Annotated in this window: 20 protein-coding genes and 1 riboswitch; of the genes, 13 read left to right on the forward strand and 7 right to left on the reverse strand. The window is 32.2% G+C overall.

What is annotated here, in order from left to right; genetic code table 11:
* Window positions 1-52: 52 nt before the first annotated feature.
* From VKY41_RS11455 to VKY41_RS11470, 4 genes are read right to left on the reverse strand one after another with little or no spacing between them, the layout of a single operon-like run.
* Window positions 53-595, reverse strand: coding sequence for a GFO_1091 family lipoprotein (locus VKY41_RS11455; protein ID WP_500814592.1), 543 nt, complete (start codon window positions 593-595; stop codon window positions 53-55).
* 5 nt (window positions 596-600) lie between these two features.
* On the reverse strand, window positions 601-1,167 hold the full coding sequence (locus tag VKY41_RS11460) for a GFO_1090 family protein (protein WP_500814593.1): 567 nt from the start codon (window positions 1,165-1,167) through the stop codon (window positions 601-603).
* Between the two features lie 52 nt (window positions 1,168-1,219).
* Window positions 1,220-1,696, reverse strand: coding sequence for a PG0215 family putative anti-sigma factor (locus VKY41_RS11465; RefSeq protein ID WP_500814594.1), 477 nt, complete (start codon window positions 1,694-1,696; stop codon window positions 1,220-1,222).
* Window positions 1,683-2,192, reverse strand: a complete 510-nt coding sequence (locus VKY41_RS11470) for a GFO_1088 family ECF-type sigma factor (protein WP_500814595.1) — start codon at window positions 2,190-2,192, stop codon at window positions 1,683-1,685. The genes VKY41_RS11465 and VKY41_RS11470 overlap by 14 nt, the downstream gene beginning before the upstream one ends.
* Window positions 2,193-2,330: 138 nt before the next feature.
* Between VKY41_RS11470 and VKY41_RS11475 the strand changes: the two genes are divergently transcribed.
* Complete coding sequence (locus VKY41_RS11475; protein WP_500814596.1) at window positions 2,331-3,764, forward strand: GFO_1087 family putative carboxy terminal peptidase; 1,434 nt, start codon at window positions 2,331-2,333, stop codon at window positions 3,762-3,764.
* Window positions 3,765-3,836: 72 nt separating this feature from the next.
* Here the strand turns inward: VKY41_RS11475 and VKY41_RS11480 are convergent, their stop codons facing one another.
* The gene (locus VKY41_RS11480) at window positions 3,837-4,901 is read right to left on the reverse strand and encodes a DUF5074 domain-containing protein (RefSeq protein ID WP_500814597.1); all 1,065 of its coding nucleotides are present in this window, start codon (window positions 4,899-4,901) and stop codon (window positions 3,837-3,839) included.
* Window positions 4,902-4,907: 6 nt separating this feature from the next.
* Entirely contained in the window at window positions 4,908-6,743 is a 1,836-nt protein-coding gene (locus VKY41_RS11485) for a TonB-dependent receptor plug domain-containing protein (protein WP_500814598.1), read from the reverse strand.
* Window positions 6,744-6,775: 32 nt separating this feature from the next.
* Window positions 6,776-6,974, reverse strand: a riboswitch (cobalamin riboswitch).
* Window positions 6,975-7,185: 211 nt separating this feature from the next.
* Between VKY41_RS11485 and VKY41_RS11490 the strand changes: the two genes are divergently transcribed.
* The 12 genes from VKY41_RS11490 (at window position 7,186) to VKY41_RS11545 (ending at window position 18,224) form a co-directional block, all read left to right on the forward strand.
* A complete protein-coding gene (locus VKY41_RS11490) occupies window positions 7,186-8,328 on the forward strand; it encodes an ABC transporter substrate-binding protein (protein WP_500814599.1) in 1,143 nt (380 codons plus the stop codon).
* Window positions 8,329-9,357, forward strand: a complete 1,029-nt coding sequence (locus VKY41_RS11495; RefSeq protein WP_500814600.1) for a FecCD family ABC transporter permease — start codon at window positions 8,329-8,331, stop codon at window positions 9,355-9,357.
* Between the two features lie 16 nt (window positions 9,358-9,373).
* The gene (locus tag VKY41_RS11500) at window positions 9,374-10,168 is read left to right on the forward strand and encodes an ABC transporter ATP-binding protein (RefSeq protein ID WP_500814601.1); all 795 of its coding nucleotides are present in this window, start codon (window positions 9,374-9,376) and stop codon (window positions 10,166-10,168) included.
* A gap of 259 nt (window positions 10,169-10,427) precedes the next feature.
* The gene (locus VKY41_RS11505; protein ID WP_500814602.1) at window positions 10,428-11,648 is read left to right on the forward strand and encodes a hypothetical protein; all 1,221 of its coding nucleotides are present in this window, start codon (window positions 10,428-10,430) and stop codon (window positions 11,646-11,648) included.
* A 10-nt stretch (window positions 11,649-11,658) separates the two neighbouring features.
* The gene (locus VKY41_RS11510) at window positions 11,659-12,186 is read left to right on the forward strand and encodes a hypothetical protein (protein ID WP_500814603.1); all 528 of its coding nucleotides are present in this window, start codon (window positions 11,659-11,661) and stop codon (window positions 12,184-12,186) included.
* Window positions 12,187-12,199: 13 nt separating this feature from the next.
* Entirely contained in the window at window positions 12,200-13,159 is a 960-nt protein-coding gene (locus tag VKY41_RS11515) for a DUF6175 family protein (protein ID WP_500814604.1), read from the forward strand.
* A 7-nt stretch (window positions 13,160-13,166) separates the two neighbouring features.
* Window positions 13,167-14,096 carry a hypothetical protein gene (locus VKY41_RS11520; RefSeq protein ID WP_500814605.1) on the forward strand — a complete coding sequence of 310 codons (930 nt, stop codon included), beginning with the start codon at window positions 13,167-13,169 and terminating at the stop codon, window positions 14,094-14,096.
* Between the two features lie 367 nt (window positions 14,097-14,463).
* Window positions 14,464-15,795 (forward strand): DNA recombination protein RmuC, encoded by a 1,332-nt coding sequence (locus VKY41_RS11525; RefSeq protein WP_500814611.1) that lies wholly within the window; start codon window positions 14,464-14,466, stop codon window positions 15,793-15,795.
* A gap of 12 nt (window positions 15,796-15,807) precedes the next feature.
* Window positions 15,808-16,176 carry a DUF8785 domain-containing protein gene (locus tag VKY41_RS11530; RefSeq protein ID WP_500814606.1) on the forward strand — a complete coding sequence of 123 codons (369 nt, stop codon included), beginning with the start codon at window positions 15,808-15,810 and terminating at the stop codon, window positions 16,174-16,176.
* A complete protein-coding gene (locus VKY41_RS11535; protein ID WP_500814607.1) occupies window positions 16,177-16,722 on the forward strand; it encodes an acyl-CoA thioesterase in 546 nt (181 codons plus the stop codon).
* 186 nt (window positions 16,723-16,908) lie between these two features.
* On the forward strand, window positions 16,909-17,523 hold the full coding sequence (locus VKY41_RS11540) for a transcriptional regulator (protein ID WP_500814608.1): 615 nt from the start codon (window positions 16,909-16,911) through the stop codon (window positions 17,521-17,523).
* Window positions 17,520-18,224, forward strand: a complete 705-nt coding sequence (locus VKY41_RS11545) for a DUF3307 domain-containing protein (RefSeq protein ID WP_500814609.1) — start codon at window positions 17,520-17,522, stop codon at window positions 18,222-18,224. The genes VKY41_RS11540 and VKY41_RS11545 overlap by 4 nt, the downstream gene beginning before the upstream one ends.
* Window positions 18,225-18,283: 59 nt before the next feature.
* Here the strand turns inward: VKY41_RS11545 and carB are convergent, their stop codons facing one another.
* Window positions 18,284-21,136: a carbamoyl-phosphate synthase large subunit gene (gene carB, locus VKY41_RS11550; protein ID WP_500814610.1), complete on the reverse strand. Its 2,853-nt coding sequence runs from the start codon at window positions 21,134-21,136 to the stop codon at window positions 18,284-18,286.
* Between the last annotated feature and the right edge of the window lie 179 nt (window positions 21,137-21,315).

Below are 21,315 nucleotides of genomic sequence, written 5' to 3' on the forward strand. Positions count from 1 at the left end.
AACAAAAAAGGCTTCTAAAATTTAGAAGCCTTTTTTATATTTTATTTGAGGTTTATTTAAAGAACTTAATAACGTCTTCAAACTTTGAACTATCAATATCTGCCTTTTGTACAGCATCTACAAGTGTTACCATTTTTTCTGGTTTCATTTTGTTTCCTAAAATCCTAACTATACCAAACCCCATATCTTCCGAGCTTGTAAAAACTATAAACTCTTCAGCCGACTCATCATCTCCAATATACTTAACGACTATTTTTGCTGCTTTATCATTAAATTCAATTAGTTCGATATACTTTTTATCGTTCAAAATAGAATTGACTTTAGCTAGTTCGTTAACATAAACATCCTGATTGTTTTCATTGATTTTAAAACCTAGAAAATTTAACCTTTTTACCGAGTTATATGCTTCTTTCTGTTCATTTGTTAACGAGTTTTTATCCAGCTCCACTATGGTTGTAGGAATATCTGCTGAAATAAAATCTGGAGTTTCTTGGTTATCTACAAAATAGGTTTGCAAAGATTCTCCATTATTACAACTTACTAGCATAATTAGTGCTAGTAAGCTAAATAATGTTGTTTTGATTGACGAATTCATTTGTTTTATTTTTTGGTTTTCTTATCCAAATGCTCACTTCCTTGAATGTTCATTTTTTTAGTAAGCTTAGATATTTGATTTAAATCGATGTCACCTGTTAAGGATACAACCACAGTTTCAAACTCACGTTTTTCACCATTCATTTTCACATCCATATCTTTAGTAACAGCGCCTAAGCCATCAACGAACATTAAGAATTCACTTACATGATCTTCATCTCTACCTTGTTTTACATAAAAGGTCATGTTTACCCCGTTATCCTTTACCTCCATTAATTCTTCCAATGCACTTTTACGAGATTGTACCCATTTTGATACATCACTAGAAATGGTTTTACTACCCGTTGTAATAACTTTAAAACTTGTAATACTGTTTACCATTTTAATATATTCTTGGGCTTCAGGATCGTCGGAATTAATATCCATTTTAGCCAACATTTGAAACATTTTTGGCTTTATCGACACATAGGTTACATCTGGATTATCGCTGTATTTTGTGAAAATATCCTGTGCCATAGATGTTAATGGTAATAACATAATTGCCATTAAAAAATAGATTGCTTTATTTTTCATTTTATTTGTTTTTAATTTATTTATCGATTTCATTTTAATTGTTTTTAAAGTTTTATTTAAATATTATTTTGGTGGTGTTTTCCATTTCCTCTAAGTAACCAACCTTAGATACTCCATTGTCCAAATGGTTCAAATAGCTTATTTTTTCAGTTCCCTTATTTAAACTATTGGAAATTAATTCTAAAGATTTAACTACCTCGTTATAAGCCATCATTGGATCGTCAAAGGTTCCTAAATCATCGTCTTCTTGAAACAAAGGCATACTAAAGTAAAAACCTAATAATAGAACTGCTACTGCTGCTACCGAAACCCACTTATAACCGAGTGTTTTTTTAGATTTTAATGCAACGGTTTTGGTAAATGTTTCTTTTTTATTTGTTGAAAAGTAAACAAACATAGGTTTGTACATTTCTAAATGAGGTTCAACGGTTTCTTGTGAAAAGTAGTTTCTTAACTCTTTTTCTTCTTTTAAACTTGTTTCGCCGTTTTCGTACTTTTCAAGTAAGTTTTCTATATTATTTAGTGCCATAACTATGTGTATTAGTTAATTGTTCTCTTATTGCTTTTCTTGCTCTAGACAGGGCCACTCTTACTGCTGTATTATTCATGTCTAACATTTTGGCAATTTCATCCAATTCATACTGTTCTACGTCTCTTAATTGAATTACCAGTTTTTGTTGTTCTGGCAACCTTTCTATAATTTTTGCTACCCAATCTACACTGTCGTTAAATTCTATCTGTTTCTGTAATGATGTTTTTGTGTCTTCATAATTACTATGTACAATTTTTAAATTTTGAGCGTGTTTAGATTTTAGTTTATCCAAGCAAAAATTCTTGGTCATTGTCATAGAAAATGCTTCAACATTCTTATAATCTTCTATCTTTTCTTTATTGTTCCACAATTTCAACAAAACCTCTTGTGTTGCATCTTCAGCTTCTTCTTTCGAAACCAATAATCGTTTCGCTAAGCGGAAGACTTTATCTTTAATCGGCATGACAATATGTATAAATTCTGCCTGTGTCATAGTTTTGATTGGTTTTCAACAGTTGGTTTATGCCTGCTTACTATTACGACGAAACACTTGTTGTTTTGTTACAAAAAATTTTTTGTACGAGATAAAGTAAGTATTTTTATTCCAATTCTGCGGAAGAAAACCTTTTATATGAAAACTCAACGCATAAAACTACTTAGCTTATTATTTTTACTTTCCTTTATTAATGTTGGATGTTTTGAGGATTTAGACGACAATCCTCCATCAACAAAAGATTTAAACAACTTTGTATGGAAAGGATTAAACGCTTATTATTTATATAAAGAAGAAGTACCTAATTTAGCAAACAACAGATTTAACGATTCTGAATACGATAGTTTTTTAAGTAGTTTTTCTTCTCCTGAAGATTTATTTGAAAGCCTTCTATTCCAACGGCAATCCATTGATAGGTTTAGTTGGATTACCGATAATTATATAGAATTACAACAACAGTTAAACGGGAACACTTTTAATAACGGAATGGAATTTGGTCTAGTTAGATTTTCCAATACTAGCACTGAAGTTTTTGGTTACGTGCGTTATGTGTTACCAAATACAGATGCTGAAAGTAAAGGCTTAAAACGTGGTGATATTTTCCATGCTGTAAATGGCGTTTCGTTAAATATGAATAATTACAGACAACTGCTCAGCCCGAATAATTACACTATAAACCTAGCAGTTTATAATGATAATGGCACTCCTGAAACAGATGATGACACCATTGAATCTACCAACCAAAGTATTAATTTAACAAAATCGCCTTATACAGAAAATCCTGTTTTTATAAAACAAGTATTAGAAGTAGCTAACCAAAATGTTGGTTATTTAATGTACAACGGTTTTACACGAGATTTCGACTCACACCTTAACGATACGTTTGGTTATTTTCAATCACAAAACATTCAGAATTTAGTATTGGATTTACGCTATAATTCTGGAGGTTCTGTAAACACGGCTATTTTATTATCTAGCATGATTACTGGGCAATTTACAGGTCAAGTTTTTTGTACAGAACAGTGGAATAGTGAAATTCAATCGCAATTAGCTCCAAATTCATTAATTAACAATTTTACAAATACCAATAATGGAACCCAATTAAACAGCTTGAATCTAAGTAAGGTTTATATTTTAACAAGTAAGAGCACTGCCTCTGCTAGCGAGTTGGTAATAAATTGTTTAAATCCGTATATAGATGTTATTCAAATTGGAACTACAACCACAGGAAAATATCAAGCCTCAATAACACTTTTTGATTCAGCTGACTTCAGTGGGCAAAACATCAATCCAATTCACACCTATGCCATGCAGCCATTAGTAATGAAAACTATAAATGCTGTAGGAAACACAGATTATAATGAAGGACTTAATCCAGATTTTCCCGTTAAAGAAAACTATGGAGACTTAGGTGTTTTAGGAAATCCTGAAGAAACTTTATTGGCTGCTGCATTACAACACATCATTTACGGTGGAAGAATGTCTATTGAACCTATAAGTAATTTAGAAGTAATTGGAGATAGTAAGGATTTTACTCTAACAAAAAACAGAATGTATATTGACAAGAAATAATAAGGCTTGTCAGAATTTAAATTCCGACAAGCCTTTTGTTAACAATACATCTTAAAACTAACTAATTTAATTTTAGTTAAAATAAATTTTTGATGCATTCAACCCTACTTCAAAGGTATTTACTATAGATTTAGTGTTTAAATCGTAAATTATCAAATCGCTTAAAGACGCATAATCCTTCGCATCTGTTACATATAATTTATCATTTTTTACAGCCATACCATAAGGAGTTGTTGCGTCTAAGGTTAATATGGCGCTACTAGGCACTGTACTTGCTGAATCACTTAACTCAAAAACTTCATTATTGGATTGATAATAAACCTTTCCATTAGTATACCCCATAGCACTTGGGTGTACCCCATCAGCAAAACTCAATGTTTCTATAACTGTGTTTGAAGATAAATCTATTTTAGAAATAGAAGCCAGAGTTTCATCACCTGTCCATGCTGGTTTTCCTTCACATAGCACTACAAGTTGTCCTGAGTTATTGATAATCATCTCGTCTGGCATATCGTTAACTACTATTGTATTTACAGTTGAATTCGTAACGTCAATTACGGAAATAATATTATTGACACTATAACCACCTTTATGAGATACATACAATTTATTCCCAACAGCAATTATCTGCTCAGGTCCTTCACCAACAGGAATTGTATTAATAACCATGTTAGTAGATAAATCAACTACTGCAACAAAATCATCGGAAGAATCATAAGGATCACCCCAATTAGTAACATAGCCTATTCCATTAGAAAAAGCTATATATCTTGGCCGATTCAGGCCATCAGAAATAGAACCTTCTTTGATAAAAGAATAACGATCAACCACAACAACAGTATTTACATTATCTGAAACGATATAACCTTTGTTATCATTAAAACCCATAGATTGCAAATAAACTCCTAACTCCTCATTATTTACATTAAAATAGATATTGTTTTCTGAAGTGGAATAATCATTCGAAATATAAGAAACAGAAGCTGGGCCTCCTTCAGCAGTTACTAAAATACCATTTGCATAATCTCCTAAAGAAACTACTGGTGGAGTTGTGCCATCATCATTATCATTACTACAAGAAGTGGTTAAAAAACCAAATACTGCAATTAAAGTTAAAAGCTTAAATACATTTTTCATTTTGTTTTAAAAATTAAGGTTTATATAAAAATTATAATTAATTCCAGGCATGTACCTGCTTAATACAGCTTGGTAATTGATGTTAAAAATATTTTTAAATTGAAGTCCTACCGTATAATTGCGGCTTTTCCCAAATGCATATTCTGCTCCAGCATTGGATAGCAAATAAGCATCCAATATATAATTAGGGTTGTTATCTGATAAAGTAAACACCTCACCTACATACACGGTTTCATAATAGGCTGACATACGTTTATATTGATAATTCAACATAGCCGTTGCCTTATGATTTGGCACATAAATAAGCTGTTTTTCAGTGTCTTTATTTTTTGAAACCGTATAGGCATAAGTACCTCCCAATGCTATTTTATGAGATTGAATTTGTTGTTCTATATGCAGTTTGGCTTCCAATCCATAACTTAATACATGATCTGTATTTACAGGCTTCCAAATACTTCCAGATGGAAGCCAACGAATCATGTTTTTAATATCATTATAAAAACCAACTACCGAAAACGATGTTTTATTAAATGTAAATTCATTACCTAATTCTATTTGATTTGAGGTTTCTGGATTCAACTCCAAATTACCACTTCCAAACCAATACAAATCGTTATACGTTGGAATTCTGAAGTTTTTAGAGCCGTTCAAATTTATAGCATAATTAGATGTAACATGATACTGAACTCCCAAACTATACAATAAAGGACTTTCGTAATTATTAGTGATTTCTTTTCTTAAACTAGCCTCATATAAAAGCTTTTTAAATGTTTGTTTAAACAACAAGCTAAACCCTGAAATTGTTCGATTATTTTCTTCAATATTAGAACTCTCACCTGAAGTATAAGTAACATCTACAACACTTTGTAAATTAGCTTTCTTAAACACTTGATAATCTAACTGATACTTCCCTATATAAGATTTTGCTTCGCCAAAACTAAAGGTGCTTTTTTCTGAATTATGAAAATATTTATAGTTTTCCGATATATGGGCTAACCTTAATGTAGAAATAAACTTGCCATAAAAACCTTGCCACTCTAAAAGGTTTCGAGTATTTAAATCTTGATATTTTGTAGGTGTTTCAGATGGTGACAATAATGAAAAATGACGCTCAGAATCAAATAGATAACCATGAAACTTAATAACATTTTTCTTATTAATTTTATAACCAAAGTTTGCCGACAAAGTGCTGTTATAAAATTGTCCGTTTAAATTGGTTTTATCGCTATCTACATACTTATAGTCATTAGAAGAACTTGTTCTACTTAGTCCGACATCAACAGAAAATTTTTCTGAAGACACACTTCCATTATATCCAACATCCCAAGTATTAAAGCTTCCATAGCTAGCGTAAAGATTATTCTCAAAACCAGAATTAAATTTCAAATCATTATTTAAATGTACCGTACCTCCTATAGCCCCACTTCCGTATAGTACGCTTCCTCCACCACTTCTCACAGTAACATTATCGAAGCTTCTTATATTAATTGTATTAAAATCTGTCTGTCCGTTAAATTGCGAATTAATATTAATTCCATTCCAAATAACGGCAGTTTGTTGTGCAGTTGTCCCTCTAAAAGAAGGAGAAGAAACCATACCTAAACCATTTTCCTTAAAATAAATAGAAGCGTTATTGTTTAGTAATTGTGTTAAAGATGAAGCGCTCCTTAACAAAACACTATCCGTTAAAACACTAGTTAACTGCGTGTCTGAAAACGTTTCCAAATACCTATCGGTTTTTAAAACAATTTCATCAAGCTGCTGAATACTATACTCTGGTGTCTGCGACCACGCCACAACCAAAAAATTAAATACTAAAAAAGTGCTAATAAGCTGTTTCATACTCTTAAAGTTTTTTTCCCGAAAACTTTTAAATTAAGTTATTGAAAATGGCAGGTCTCCTGACTTGCGTCTTCATGTAGGTCTTCCCAGAAATAAATCCAGTGACATTGAAGTTTTACATGAAGCTTTTTAGCTTACAGTTGCGGGAACAGTTCTGGAATTAATTATTACAATTGCACCAGATTCCCATTTAATCGACTAATAAGTCGAACCAAATTTCACTGCAAAAATAGTTTAATTAAAATGAATATCTACTTGAACCTTAAAAATTATTTTTAATACGGGAGTACGATGGAAGGTATAAATCCGCTCAATTAAAAAATGAAAGATTATGATTCCAACTACTATATATATTACTAAATTTGAACCGTGGTACATGCTTTAAAATTTAGTTAAGTATGAACCTAAGAATAAATAGACAGCTATAAATGTTGCAGAAATTATGATTTTTAGATATATATTAATAAGTATTTTTGTTCTGTTTTTTAATTGTAAAAACAATAAGACGGAAACAGCAATAAAACAAGTTTCAACTACTGTTAATTTGGTTTATGCTAAAGGATTTGAAATAACACATCACGACAACTATAGTACATTAACTATAAATAATCCTTGGCCAAAAGCCGAAAAAACCTACCGTTATGCTTTAGTACATAAAAGTATGGCTCCTAAAATTTCTTTAAACAGTTCAGAGTTTGACGGTATAATTACAATTCCTATAAAGGAAATAGTGGTAACTTCCACCACACATATTCCTGCCTTGGAACTTTTAGAAGTAGAAAACACACTCGTTGGGTTCCCTGGTACTGATTATATTTCTTCTGAAAATACAAGAACAAGAATTGATAATGGAAACGTTAGAGAATTAGGCAAAAATGAAGGCATCAACACAGAAGTCTTACTTGAATTACAACCAGATGTAGTAATTGGTTTTGGAATTGACGGAAACAACAAAACCTTTGAAACTATCAGAAAATCTGGAATTCCAGTTATTTATAACGGCGAATGGATTGAATACTCTCCTTTAGCAAAAGCTGAATGGATTAAGTTTTTTGGAGCCTTATATAATAAAACCAAGGAAGCCGATTCCATTTTTAATTCAATAGAAAAAAGCTATTTAGAAGCAAAGTCTATTGCTATAGAGGCTAAAAACAAGCCCACTGTTTTAAGTGGTGCCATGCATAAAGATATTTGGCATTTACCTACGGGAACAAGCACTGAAGCTCAAATTTTAAAAGATGCCAATGTAGATTATTTATGGAGTGATACTACAGGTTCCGGAAGTATGTCATTAAACTTTGAAGTTGTTTTAGATAAAGCTCAAAATGCTCAGTTTTGGATAAATCCATCTTATTACGCTTCTTATGAAGCTTTGGAAAAAGCTAATTCGCATTACACAAAATTTGATGCCTTTAAATCCAAAAACATGTTCACTTTTGCTAATACCAAGGGATTAACTGGAGGTGTTTTGTATTACGAAATGGGTCTAGCCAGGCCTGATTTAGTGTTAAAGGACATCATTAAAATTTGTCATCCAGAACTATTAGAAAACTATACGCCATATTTTTTTAAACCCTTAGAATAGTTGCCAAAAACAAACACATATACTATTTCCTTTCTTGCATTAATTATTTTACTGATTATATGCTTTTTTATGAATATTAGTTTGGGTTCTGTTTCAATTCCAAATAAGGCTATTTTTAAAAGCTTCTTTGGTACTTTAAATCATGAACCTTGGCAATATATTATTCAAAATTATAGATTACCAAAAGCCATGACTGCTATTTTAGTAGGTTCTGGTTTAGGTATTTCAGGTTTATTAATGCAAACACTTTTTAGAAACCCTTTGGCCGGACCGTTTGTTTTAGGTATTAGCTCTGGAGCTAGTCTAGGTGTTGCTTTAGTTATTTTAGGGGCAGGTGTTTTTGGAGGAGCTTTTGCTTCCTTCTTAATTTCTAAATGGAGTATTGTAATTGCAGCTAGCTTAGGAAGTTTTTTAGTACTACTTGCCGTATTAGTAATTGCTTCTAGAGTAAAGGACACAATGGCAATTCTTATAATTGGACTCATGTTTGGAAGTATTACAGCTGCGGTTGTAAGCGTACTTTCCTATTTTAGTTCTGCAGAACAATTACAACAATACATATTTTGGGGTTTTGGAAGTTTAGGTAATTTAACTTGGAATGAACTTGCTATCTTTTTTGCTATTTATTGCTTTGGAATCTTATTAAGTATAATTTCCATAAAAGGACTAAACACATTATTATTGGGTGAGAATTATGCAAAAAGCCTTGGTTTAAATATTAAACAAAGTCGTTTTATCATCATTATTGCAACAAGCTTGTTAGCTGGAACTATTACAGCATTTGCTGGACCAATTGCTTTTATAGGCTTAGCTATTCCACATATAACAAGGCAGGTTTTTAACACTTCAAACCATAAAGTATTATTGCCAGCAGTGTTTTTGTTTGGAGCCATAATCATGTTAATTTGCGACAGTATTGCACAAGTACCAGCAAGTGACTATACGTTACCAATTAACGCCATTACTTCTTTAATTGGCGCTCCTGTAGTTATTTGGTTATTGGTTAGAAAACGTAAAATGATATTTTAATTTGAATAAAAAAATCGTGACGAACCAAACCCAACATATCATTTTAAAAACAGAGAATCTGAGTATAGGATATAAATCTAAAAAAGATAAGTCGGCCATAGCTACAAACATCAATATTGAGCTTCACAGAGGAGAGTTAATAGGTTTAGTTGGAGCTAATGGTATAGGGAAATCTACACTGTTACGAACTTTAACAAACGTTCAAAACAGTTTAAGTGGAAGTGTTTTAATTAATAATAAATTACTTTCTAATTACACTTCTGAAGAATTAGCAAGAACAATGAGTTTGGTTTTAACTGAATCCATTGTATCTAAAAACTTATCCATCTACGAATTAGTAGCCTTAGGAAGGCACCCTTATACCAACTGGGTTGGAAGCCTAACTTCTGATGACATCAACATAGTTAACCAAGCCATAAGCCTAACCAACATTGAATCCTTAAAGCATAAAAAATGTTATGAATTAAGTGACGGACAACTACAGAAGGCTCTAATTGCTCGTGCCTTAGCTCAAGACACTGACTTGATTATCCTTGACGAACCAACTACACATTTAGACATGTACCATAAAGCGTACATTTTAAAACTACTAAAAAACTTAGTAAAAGATACAGGAAAAACCATCCTGTTTTCTTCGCATGAAATTGATTTAGCTATTCAACTTTGCGATAAAATGATTGTTATGACCAACCATGAAATTGTAGCTGATCAACCATGCAACCTTATTTCAAAAGGGATTTTTAACACACTTTTCCCTGAAGATTTAATTGTTTTCGATAAGCAAACTGGAAGTTTCAAAATCAATAAATAATTATTATTCTTTAGAAATAACTTTTATTTCTTAGCTCACTTCTATGGGACTAATTCACCTTTTTTTTTAAAAAATAACATCTACTCTTATTGTTTTTGTAGGAATTTTAAGTATGTTTAAACTCTCATATTAAAACAATTACATAAAATCCTTATTAATACTCCAATAAACGTTAACCTTTACCTCCAAATAAACATATAGTTTGTAACAAAACTGGATGGAGTTAACAAATCTATACAATAACTAAACTTTATAATCTATGTCAAAAATTTTACTCTTAACCTTTTTATGCTTTTATTCAATTTCAACCTTTTCTCAATCAGAAACTAATGACTTAATTTATAGAAGAAGTTCATTATACACCTTAATGGTATCTGATAAAAACGAAGAACATTCAGAAATTATTCAAAATTCATTCATTCACTATCCGTTACCAGAAAAATTTAACTCCCACATAGTAGAAGGTAGAATTATTCCAAAAACAATCGACAATAGTTTATCAAGAAAAGAAATTAATACCGCACAACATGAAGCTATAACAGACTTCCTAAACACCAACGACATTGCAAAGTTAATGGTAGCGAAATGGTTTAACAGAAGTGAAAAAGGTGGTTTTAACATGGACCTTATCTCAAAAAGAGGTTATTATAATGCCTCCGATTTAGATGTTAAAATTGCAAATCAAACAGAGCGAGGTCTTGCATTAATTGCTGATGCAGGAGAAGAGCTTATTAACAATACTTTCGTGGTAATTAATAATTTTAAATACACGAACAAAGAAGAAGTTGCAAAAAAAACCAATAGTATCCTCTCTGCAATTTCTAGCGCAGCCTCCGAAGCAGGGAATTCCGATGTAAGCCTAATAGCAAATACAACGGCACAAGGTGTTGATGTTTTGGGGAAAGGATATATTATTAAAACCGATTCTTATTTGTATAAACTTGTATGGAATGAAGAAGTAGCAGCTATTTTTTACAATGATTTATGGACTGAAGACAACGAACTAGATCCAGAACGTGTTAAAGCATTTGACGAATCAGATATTTTTTCATTAGAATTTGTTGGGATGGAAAGCGCTTGGGCGGATTTGCAAAGCACCAAATTCACAAAACAAACCGATGAAGAATTGATTGCTACCGCCACTGTAAAAGCCTCTGATGCGGTAATAGCAAAACTTCAAAGAAGCTACGAAGTATTTAGAACAAAAACCCCTTTATTGAGTGGCGACCCTATAGCTGCCAAAATTGGTCTTAAAGAAGGTCTTGAAAAAGGTGATAAATATGCCGTTTTAGAACAAGTTATTAACAAAGAAGGGAAAACAGAGTACAAACAAATAGGAGTTATTCGAGTAGAAAAAGATCATATATGGGATAACCGCTATATGGCCACAGAAGAAAACGAATCAGAAATTGAGTACACTACCTTTAAAGGAGCGAAAAATAAATATTACCCAGGAATGCTAATTAAACAAATCAATTAAATTAAAAATCATGAAACTAAAATTTAAACATTACTTTTTATTCTTATGTCTTATCGGCTTCAGTTTTAATGCTACAGCCCAATGGAAGAAAAATAAAGCCAATGAAGATTCCAAAATCTTTAGATACGACCTCGAATGTCAAGGAATCGCAAAAAAAGGAGCAAAACTAGTAAAGGTATCTTCTTATTCTAAAAATCCAAAACACGCTATATCACGAGGTATGAAAAATGCCGTACATGGTATTGTTTTTAAAGGATATGCTGGTGGAAGTCAAGGATGCACATCGTTTAACGCCTTGGTTCCTGATGTAGAAGTCGCTATGGAACATGAAGAATTTTTCGATGCATTTTTTGCTGATGGTGGTGATTATTTAAAATATGTATCTCAAGCTACGGATGGAAATATAGCTGCCGGTGACCGTCTAAAAGTGAGTAGACGAGAATATAAAATTGGAGTTGTAGTAACTGTTCAGGTTGACCAATTAAGAAAAAGACTCGAAAAAGAAGGTATTGTTAGAGCTTTAAATGCTGGATTCTAAATCAAATTAAATTATGAAAAAAAATATTTTTATTACATTAGGACTTATCTGTTTTGTTATTTCATTAGGCTTCTCACAAGCTAAAAAGCCCACATTAATGGTGGTTCCAAGTGATGCATGGTGCAATCAAAACGGATACATGATTAGTTATAACGATCAAGGAACTACAGTTAAAATTCCAGATTACAAGAGAGCCTTTCAAGAAAACGCCGAAGTACTACAAGTTATTAGCCAAATTAATGGACTAATGTCTGAGCGAGGATTTCCTTTAAAAAACATGGAATCGGCAATTAAAACTTTAGAATCGAATGCTGCAGAAGACAATATGAGAACCTCCAAAAATTCTGGAAGCGAAGTAAATGAAAGTCCGATAGACGCTCTTAAAAAAGTTGCTAAGGCTGATATTATTTTACAACTTACTTGGACTGTAAATAAAACAGGTCCAAAAAAATCTATTTCTTTCAACTTACAAGGCCTAGACGCTTATACAGACAAACAAATTGCAACAGCTGTTGGAACTGGAGACCCTTCGTTCTCAGCTGAAACTTCTGTTTTACTATCTGAAGCAGTTTTAGCTCATATGGATAATTTTACCGAAACATTACAAATGCATTTTGATGATATGTTTGAAAACGGTAGAGAAATTATTGTTAGAATACAAACATGGGATGATTGGGATGGTGATTTAGAAACTGAATACGGAAATGACAATGAAGAATTAGGTTTTATTATAGAAAACTGGTTAGACGACAATGCTGTAAAAGGGCGTTTCAGCACCACAGACATGACTGAAACCATGGCTCTTTTTGAACAAGTTAGAATGCCTCTTTTTAATGAAAAAGGTCGAGCTATTGATGCCAGAAGATTTGTGAAAGAATTAAGCGATTACTTAAAAAACTCTCCATACAACATACCAAACAAACTCGTTATGAAAGGATTAGGACGTGCAACAATAATCTTAGGAGGAAAATAAAAATATTATGAAAAAATTTATAACACTTTTATGTTGCTTTATGGCAACTATAGTCAATGCTCAAGATAATAATTACGACATCTCCTTAGGAGCCTATATACCTAATCAAATAGAAGGTATTCCAGCTAGTGCTCATTCCATGCTTAACAATAAACTTGGACAAATTATAACTAGCAATGGAATTAGCGATGATGTTAGAAACTCAAGATTTATCATTACTCCAAATATAACTGTTATGAGTAAAGATATAATTGGAACTGCTCCATCGAAAATTGCATTAAACCTAGAGATGACCCTTTATATGGGAGATGGAATTGCTGGAAATTTATTTTCAAGTGAATCATTTACTCTAAAAGGCGTTGGAACCAACGAAACTAAAGCTTATATGCAAGCAATAAAGCAATTGAAGTCTAATAATAAAAAAGTCCAAGATTTTGTTGCCAACGGAAAAGCAAAAATAATTGATTACTACAATACAAATTGCAACCAAATTATAGCCGAATCTGAAGCATTACAACGTGTTAATAATTATGAAGAAGCTTTATTTTTATTAGTTAATGTCCCAACAGCTAGTGATTGCTTTGATAACGTAAAAGGAAAAATAGAAAGCCTATTCCAAAAAGTTATCGACAATGAGTGTTTAACTAAATACGGAGTTGCACAGGCTATTTGGGCAGCAAATCAAGATATTTATGCAGCAAACGAAGCTGGAACTATTTTATCGACAATTAACCCTCGATCAGCTTGTTTTGGAGATGTTAAAAAACTATTTTCTAAAATTGAAGCTCGTGTTCAAGATTTACAAGACAGAACATGGAAACTCCAGTTACAAGAAATTGAAATACGAAAATCAGCTATACAAGCAGCCAAGGAAGTAGGTGTCGCTTATGGTAAAAACCAACCAAATACGGTTTACAATATTCGTGGTTGGTACTAAAAGGCCATTCATAATTCAATATAAAAACGCTCTGATAGAGCGTTTTTTTTATTTCTATAAGCACATAAATACACCTTTAAGTAAGGGACTGTTACCGCTTAGGCATTCATGCTTTCAGTTGCTAAGCTTGTATAATTTTCAAACATGACAGTCGGGCGGATTAAAGCAAAGAATTTATATAAAATTTAATAGCTCGAGAATAACTAAATCAAGCTACTGTTTGGTATACAAAAATTGAATACTGTTTGGCAAGTTGCTGACATAAAAACCAACACTATCGCGCATTATTATTGACTTTAATTTAACTTCTGTCAATATTTTTTAACCTCAAGGTAAAAATTTATCTTTGAATAAACATCTATTTTTAATGATCGACAATCTTATTCTCATCCTCGCAATTCTACTTTCTGGAGGTATTGGCGCCTACCTTGGTATCGCTTTCAATAAACTAAAAAATAAAGGTGAAAAAAGCATGCTTGAAGAACGCCAGAACCAATTAAACAAATCTATAATTGATTTAAAAGAAAACATTTTTAAAATTGAAAATGAACGAAATGACATTCGTAATGACCGAGATTTTCTAAATTCTGAATTAACCAAACGTAACACAGAATACGAGAATTTGGAGAAACAACTCTTAAAACGCGATGAAGAACTAGTACTTCAACAAGAACAATTACGTAAAGACTTCGAATTGTTAGCAACCAAAATTTTAGATGAAAAGAGTGAAAAATTTACCCTTCAAAATAAAGAAAACATCAAACAAATTCTAAACCCCTTACAAGAAAAAATTCAATTGTTTGAAAAGAAAGTTGAAGACACACAAAAAGAAAGCATAAGTATGCATTCTGCTTTAAAAGAGCAGCTTTTAGGTTTAAAAGACTTAAATCAGCAAATGACTAAAGAGGCCACCAACCTTACTAGAGCATTAAAAGGTGATAGTAAAATGCAAGGAAATTGGGGTGAGCTAGTACTAGAACGCGTGCTAGAAAAATCAGGTTTAGAAAAAGATCGCGAGTATTTTGTTCAGCAAAACTTTACCCGAGAAGATGGAACGCGTGTACTTCCCGATGTCGTACTACATTTACCTGACAACAAACGTATGATTATCGATAGTAAAGTCTCTCTGACTGACTATGAACGTTTAGTGAATGCCGAAGATGACGATAGACCAATGTGGCTAAAAGCACACGTAAACTCTATTAAAAGACACGTAGACCAACTCTCTGACAAAAAATATGAAGATTTGTACGATATGGAGTCCCCTGACTTTGTCCTTATGTTCATTCCAATTGAACCAGCATTTGCTGTAGCAATAAATGAAGACAGCTCATTATACAACAAAGCCTTCGAAAAAAATATTGTAATTGTTACACCAACCACCTTATTAGCTACCTTGCGTACTATTGATTCTATGTGGAATAATGAAAAGCAACAACGAAATGCGTTAGAAATTGCAAAACAAGCTGGTGCCTTATACGACAAATTTGAAGGATTAGTAACTGATTTAACTGGTGTTGGCAAAAAAATTGATGCAGCAAAATCAGACTATTCAGCTGCCATGAATAAACTTGTTGAAGGCAAAGGAAATATTGTTGGACGTGTTGAAAGGTTGAAAAAAATGGGAGCTAAAGCAAAAAAAGCGCTTCCTGAAGTTATAATAAAACGTGCACAAATACATCATGATGACGAAGAATAAAACACATAAATTATGAGAAAATTTCTATTTATATTTTTAGCAGTAATAATTTTAGGGTTTGCCGGTTATGCTTCATTTATCTATTATGGTTCCTATAGCGAAGGGGTTCGAGCAGGTGAATTGGTTCAGTTTAGTAGTAAGGGTGTAATTATAAAAACTTGGGAAGGAGAAATAAGCCAAGGGGTTTCCGAAGGCCAACTATTTAAGTTTTCGGTAGAAGGAAAAGAAAAAGAAGTGATACAAAATTTAAAGGATTTCCAAGGAAAATACGTAAAACTTCATTATTTTGAACGTTATAGAAAAATATTTTGGTTAGGAGACACGAAGTTTTTTATTACCAAAGTAGAAGAAGATATTGAACGAAATAATAGACGCTTTTAAATGAGAGAGACTTATAAACCAGCAGCACATTCACGTATTTCAATTTCCGAATTAATGAAGCCTTCGCACTCCAATTTTAACGGAAAAATTCATGGAGGTTATATCCTTAATTTAATGGATCAAATAGCTTTTGCATGTGCCTCAAAACACTCAGAGGCGTACTGTGTTACAGCTTCGGTAGATACAGTAGATTTTCTAAACCCCATTGAGATTGGTGAATTAATTACCATGAAAGCTTCAATCAATTATGTTGGAAACACATCTATGGTTGTTGGAATTCGTGTAATTTCAGAAAATATCATTACAGGAAAAATCAAGCATTGTAATTCTTCATATTTCACTATGGTTGCAAAAAATGAAGCCAATCAATCTGTAGCTGTTCCTGGTTTAATTTTAACCAGTTCTATTGAAATTAGACGTTTTTTAAAAGCTATTGAACTTATTAAATCAAAAAACAACAGACATAAGGTACTCGATCATAAATCTTTTTCCGCAGAAGACTACCTACATATATTAAAACCTTACAAGGTTAAGGTTGAAATTTAATCAACTTAATTAGTTGACTTACAAAGTATTTAATTATTTTCTTCAGAATTTATTTTCATATTCCGTAAAATAGCGTACCTTTATTATCACTTAATAAGGTGATATTACATATTATCCCTAAATAACGTGATAATTACCATTATTCTTAAATAAGGTAATATCAATAAATACCGATTGAACTAACGTATGACAAGTGTAATAACAGGGGACATTATAAAATCCAGAAGTATAAGTAATCCAGAATTATGGTTACATACATTAAAAAACGCACTTACAACTATAGAACCAGATACTTCTTTATGGGAGATTTATAGAGGAGATAGTTTTCAAATAGAAATAAAAGATGCTAAAAAAAGTTTTGAAGCAGCCCTCTATCTTAAAGCTTGTATTAAAACCATTAAAGAATTAGATGTTAGACTAGCCATTGGCATTGGAACTAAAACTTATTCAGGAACACAGATTACAGAATCTCAAGGAGAAGCATTTCAAAATTCTGGAGAAACTCTTGAAACTCTAAAAAAGGAAAAACAGAGCCTTAAAATAAAAACACCTAATAAGCAATTAAACAAAGAATTGAATCTTTATTTTAGATTAGCTTTAGTAAGCATGGACCGCTGGACTGTAAACTCAGCCGAAATAGTAAAAGTGAGTTTAGAAAACCCAGACGCCATTCAAGAAGAGTTAGGTAAACTATTAGGAATAAACCAAAACGCTATTAGTAGAAGGCAAAAACGAGCCAATTTAGAGGAAATTCTGGAATTGGATAGTATGTATCAACATAAAATAACTCAGGAATTATGATGCTTTTAATCAAACTGTTTTTGGCGCATTTAATTGGAGACTTTGTTTTTCAAACTGAAAAATCTATAAAACAGAAAGAGAGGAAGAAATTAAAATCACCTGTTTTTTACATTCACATTGCCATTCATTTTATCTTATTAATGCTCTTGTTATGGAATATTTCACTTTGGCCAATTATTCTAACCATAACGATCTCACATTTTATAATAGACGTTTTAAAGCTTTATTTTAAAAGTAAAAAAACAAAACGATTGTGGTTTTTCCTAGACCAATTGCTACATATAATAATGATTTTTGTAGCCTACTACCTATTTACAGACAACAACCTAGATTTGTCAAAAACTTTTACTGAAGCTAACTTACTACTTATTACTTGTATACTTTTTCTAACCCAACCAACTTCCATAATCATGACGATTATTTTCAGTAAATGGAACATAGAAAAACTAACAACCGGAAATGAATCTCTTAAAGATGCAGGTAGATATATTGGTATGTTAGAACGTTTGTTGGTGTTTATATTTATAATTACAGATCATTGGGAAGCTGTTGGATTTTTAATAACTGCCAAATCGGTTTTTAGGTTTGGTGATTTAAAAGAAAGCAAACACCGAAAATTAACGGAATATATTTTAATAGGAACCCTTATTAGCTTTGGAATAGCAATTCTGACAGGAATTCTATTTCTGAACTTGATATAAACATAAAAACCATCAAATTTCTTTGATGGTTTTTATTTATTAATTCATAAAGAATATACTTATTTACTTAAATACATTTTACGTCTTGCGTATAAGTTGTAAAACTCATCATCCTTTAAACTATCTATAAACAATATACTTTCTCCTGTACTTTTCATTTCCGGTCCTAATTGTTTATTCACATTATGGAATTTGTCAAAAGAGAAAACTGGTTGCTTAATTGCAAATCCTTTTAACTGAGGATTGAAGTTAAAGTCAGTTACCTTATTTGCACCTAACATAACTTTAGTTGCGTAATTCACATAAGGTTCACCATAAGCCTTAGAGATAAATGGTACAGTTCTAGACGCTCTTGGATTAGCTTCAATGATGTACACTATATCATCCTTAATTGCAAACTGAATATTAATTAAACCAACTGTTTTTAATGCTAAAGCAATTTTCTTAGTATGATCTTTAATTTGTTGCATTACAAACTCTCCTATATTAAAAGGAGGTAAAGTGGCATTACTATCGCCCGAGTGAATTCCACAAGGTTCTATATGTTCCATAATACCAATGATGTATACATTTTCTCCATCGCAAATAGCATCGGCTTCTGCTTCAATGGCTCCATCAAGATAATGATCTAATAACAATTGATTACCTGGCATTTGTCTTAATAAATCAACAACATGCTCTTCTAAATCCTGTTTATTAATTACAATTTTCATTCCTTGACCACCTAAAACGTATGATGGACGAACCAAAATTGGGAAGTCTAATACATCTGCAATCGCAGCAGCTTCATCCGCAGTTGTTGCAATATCAAATTGTGGGTAAGGAATGTTGTTTTCTTTAAGTAAGTTCGAAAACAGACCTCTATCTTCTGCTAAATCTAAAGATTGATATGTAGTACCAATAATTTTAATTCCGTATCTATCTAGTTTTTCAGCAAGCTTTAAGGCTGTTTGTCCACCAAGTTGTACAATAACGCCTTCAGGTTTTTCGTGTTTAATTATATCGTAAATGTGTTCCCAAAAAACTGGTTCAAAATACAACTTATCTGCCGTATCAAAATCAGTTGAAACCGTTTCTGGATTACAGTTAATCATTATAGTTTCATAACCACATTCTGCAGCCGCTAAAACCCCATGAACACAACAATAATCGAATTCTATTCCTTGCCCAATTCTATTTGGACCAGATCCTAAAACAATGATTTTTTTCTTGTCAGAAACAACACTTTCATTATCTGAATAGCGCTTTCCATCTGCCGTTTCCATTTCATTTTCGAAGGTAGAATAGTAATACGGTGTTTCTGCTTTAAATTCTGCAGCACAAGTGTCAACTAGTTTATATACACGATTAATTCCTAGCTCCTCTCGTTTATTATAAACCTGGCTTTCTAAGCAATTTAACATATGAGCAATCTGTCTGTCTCCGTAACCTTTTTGTTTGGCTTCAAGCAGTAAATCACGATCTAATGTATCTATAGTATACTTTGAGATTTCTTTTTCTAGGTAATGAAGTTCTTCATATTGTTTTAAGAACCACATATCTATTTTTGTGATTTCATGAATCCTGCTTAATGGAATTCCCATTTGAATAGCATCGTAAATCACAAACACACGATCCCAACTAGCATGAGTTAACTTGCTAATTATTTGATCGTAATTTTTATATCCTTTTCCATCAGCACCAAGTCCATTTCGTTTAATTTCGAGAGACTGTGTGGCTTTATGAAGCGCTTCTTGGAACGAACGTCCAATTCCCATAACCTCTCCTACAGATTTCATTTGAAGCCCTAAGGTTCTATCACTTCCTTCAAATTTATCAAAATTCCAACGTGGGATTTTAACAATTACGTAATCTAAACTAGGCTCAAATAATGCTGATGTTGATTTTGTAATTTGGTTGTCTAATTCATCCAAATTATAACCAATTGCTAATTTTGCAGCAATTTTAGCAATTGGGTAACCAGAAGCTTTTGAAGCTAATGCCGAAGAACGGGAAACTCTTGGATTAATTTCAATAGCAATAATATTTTCTTCATCGTCCGGGCTAACTGCAAACTGCACATTACATCCTCCTGCAAAATCTCCAATACTACGCATCATATGGATAGCCATATCACGCATTCTTTGGAAAGTTTTATCGCTTAAGGTCATGGCTGGTGCAACGGTAATCGAATCACCAGTATGGATACCCATAGGATCCATATTTTCAATGGTACAGATAATTACTACGTTGTCGTTTTTATCTCGAAGCAATTCTAATTCATACTCTTTCCAACCAATAAGCGCCTTATCGATCATAACTTCGTGAATTGGAGAGATTTCTAATCCACGTGTTAGTAACTCATCAAACTCTTCTTCTTTAAAAACAAAGGAAGCTCCTGCTCCACCTAAAGTGAAAGAAGCTCTAATAACTAATGGGAAACCAAATTCCTGTGCTATTTCCTTTCCTTCCAGATAAGAAGTAGCTGTAGCTTGAGGCGCCATTGGAACCCCAATACTAAGCATTAACTCTCTAAACTTTTCTCTATCTTCAGTAATATTAATAGCATCTATATCTACTCCAATAATATCTACATTAAAGTCCTCCCAAATACCTTTTTCGTCTGCTTCTATACATAAGTTTAAAGCAGTTTGTCCACCCATGGTTGGCAAAACGGCATCGATTTGAGGGTGCTCTTTTAATATTTTAACTAAAGACTTGGTAGTAAGCGGCAACAAGTAAACATGATCAGCCATAGAAGGATCTGTCATGATTGTTGCTGGATTAGAATTAATTAAAATTGTTTCTATTCCATCTTCTCTTAAAGATCGTAAGGCTTGGGTTCCAGAGTAATCAAATTCACAAGCTTGGCCAATCACTATTGGTCCTGAGCCAATAATTAATACAGACTTAAGGTTTGGATTTTTAGGCATTTTGGTGGTAATATATTATTATTATAGTGTTTGCAAAAATACTGAATAGTAGATATAAAAAAAGGCGTTACCGTAAAGTAACACCTTTTATATATTAACAATTGTTAATCATTATCTTTTATGACTTGGATCAGAAGACACAGATATTTTCTTTCTTCCTTTAGCTCTTCTACGAGCTA

This window comes from Xanthomarina sp. (assembly GCF_035306605.1).
GTDB lineage: Bacteria > Bacteroidota > Bacteroidia > Flavobacteriales > Flavobacteriaceae > Xanthomarina.

Bases quoted from the DNA above. Each gene is read 5' to 3' on its own strand.
- carB (WP_500814610.1), bottom strand. From the start codon at position 21,136: ATGCCTAAAAATCCAAACCTTAAGTCTGTATTAATTATTGGCTCAGGA.
- VKY41_RS11535 (WP_500814607.1), top strand. From the start codon at position 16,177: ATGAGAGAGACTTATAAACCAGCAGCACATTCACGTATTTCAATTTCC.
- VKY41_RS11475 (WP_500814596.1), top strand. From the start codon at position 2,331: ATGAAAACTCAACGCATAAAACTACTTAGCTTATTATTTTTACTTTCC.
- VKY41_RS11505 (WP_500814602.1), top strand. From the start codon at position 10,428: ATGTCAAAAATTTTACTCTTAACCTTTTTATGCTTTTATTCAATTTCA.
- VKY41_RS11460 (WP_500814593.1), bottom strand. From the start codon at position 1,167: ATGAAAAATAAAGCAATCTATTTTTTAATGGCAATTATGTTATTACCA.
- VKY41_RS11455 (WP_500814592.1), bottom strand. From the start codon at position 595: ATGAATTCGTCAATCAAAACAACATTATTTAGCTTACTAGCACTAATT.
- VKY41_RS11540 (WP_500814608.1), top strand. From the start codon at position 16,909: ATGACAAGTGTAATAACAGGGGACATTATAAAATCCAGAAGTATAAGT.
- VKY41_RS11490 (WP_500814599.1), top strand. From the start codon at position 7,186: ATGATTTTTAGATATATATTAATAAGTATTTTTGTTCTGTTTTTTAAT.
- VKY41_RS11545 (WP_500814609.1), top strand. From the start codon at position 17,520: ATGATGCTTTTAATCAAACTGTTTTTGGCGCATTTAATTGGAGACTTT.
- VKY41_RS11480 (WP_500814597.1), bottom strand. From the start codon at position 4,901: ATGAAAAATGTATTTAAGCTTTTAACTTTAATTGCAGTATTTGGTTTT.
- VKY41_RS11465 (WP_500814594.1), bottom strand. From the start codon at position 1,696: ATGGCACTAAATAATATAGAAAACTTACTTGAAAAGTACGAAAACGGC.
- VKY41_RS11525 (WP_500814611.1), top strand. From the start codon at position 14,464: ATGATCGACAATCTTATTCTCATCCTCGCAATTCTACTTTCTGGAGGT.
- VKY41_RS11520 (WP_500814605.1), top strand. From the start codon at position 13,167: ATGAAAAAATTTATAACACTTTTATGTTGCTTTATGGCAACTATAGTC.
- VKY41_RS11515 (WP_500814604.1), top strand. From the start codon at position 12,200: ATGAAAAAAAATATTTTTATTACATTAGGACTTATCTGTTTTGTTATT.
- VKY41_RS11530 (WP_500814606.1), top strand. From the start codon at position 15,808: ATGAGAAAATTTCTATTTATATTTTTAGCAGTAATAATTTTAGGGTTT.
- VKY41_RS11485 (WP_500814598.1), bottom strand. From the start codon at position 6,743: ATGAAACAGCTTATTAGCACTTTTTTAGTATTTAATTTTTTGGTTGTG.
- VKY41_RS11470 (WP_500814595.1), bottom strand. From the start codon at position 2,192: ATGACACAGGCAGAATTTATACATATTGTCATGCCGATTAAAGATAAA.
- VKY41_RS11510 (WP_500814603.1), top strand. From the start codon at position 11,659: ATGAAACTAAAATTTAAACATTACTTTTTATTCTTATGTCTTATCGGC.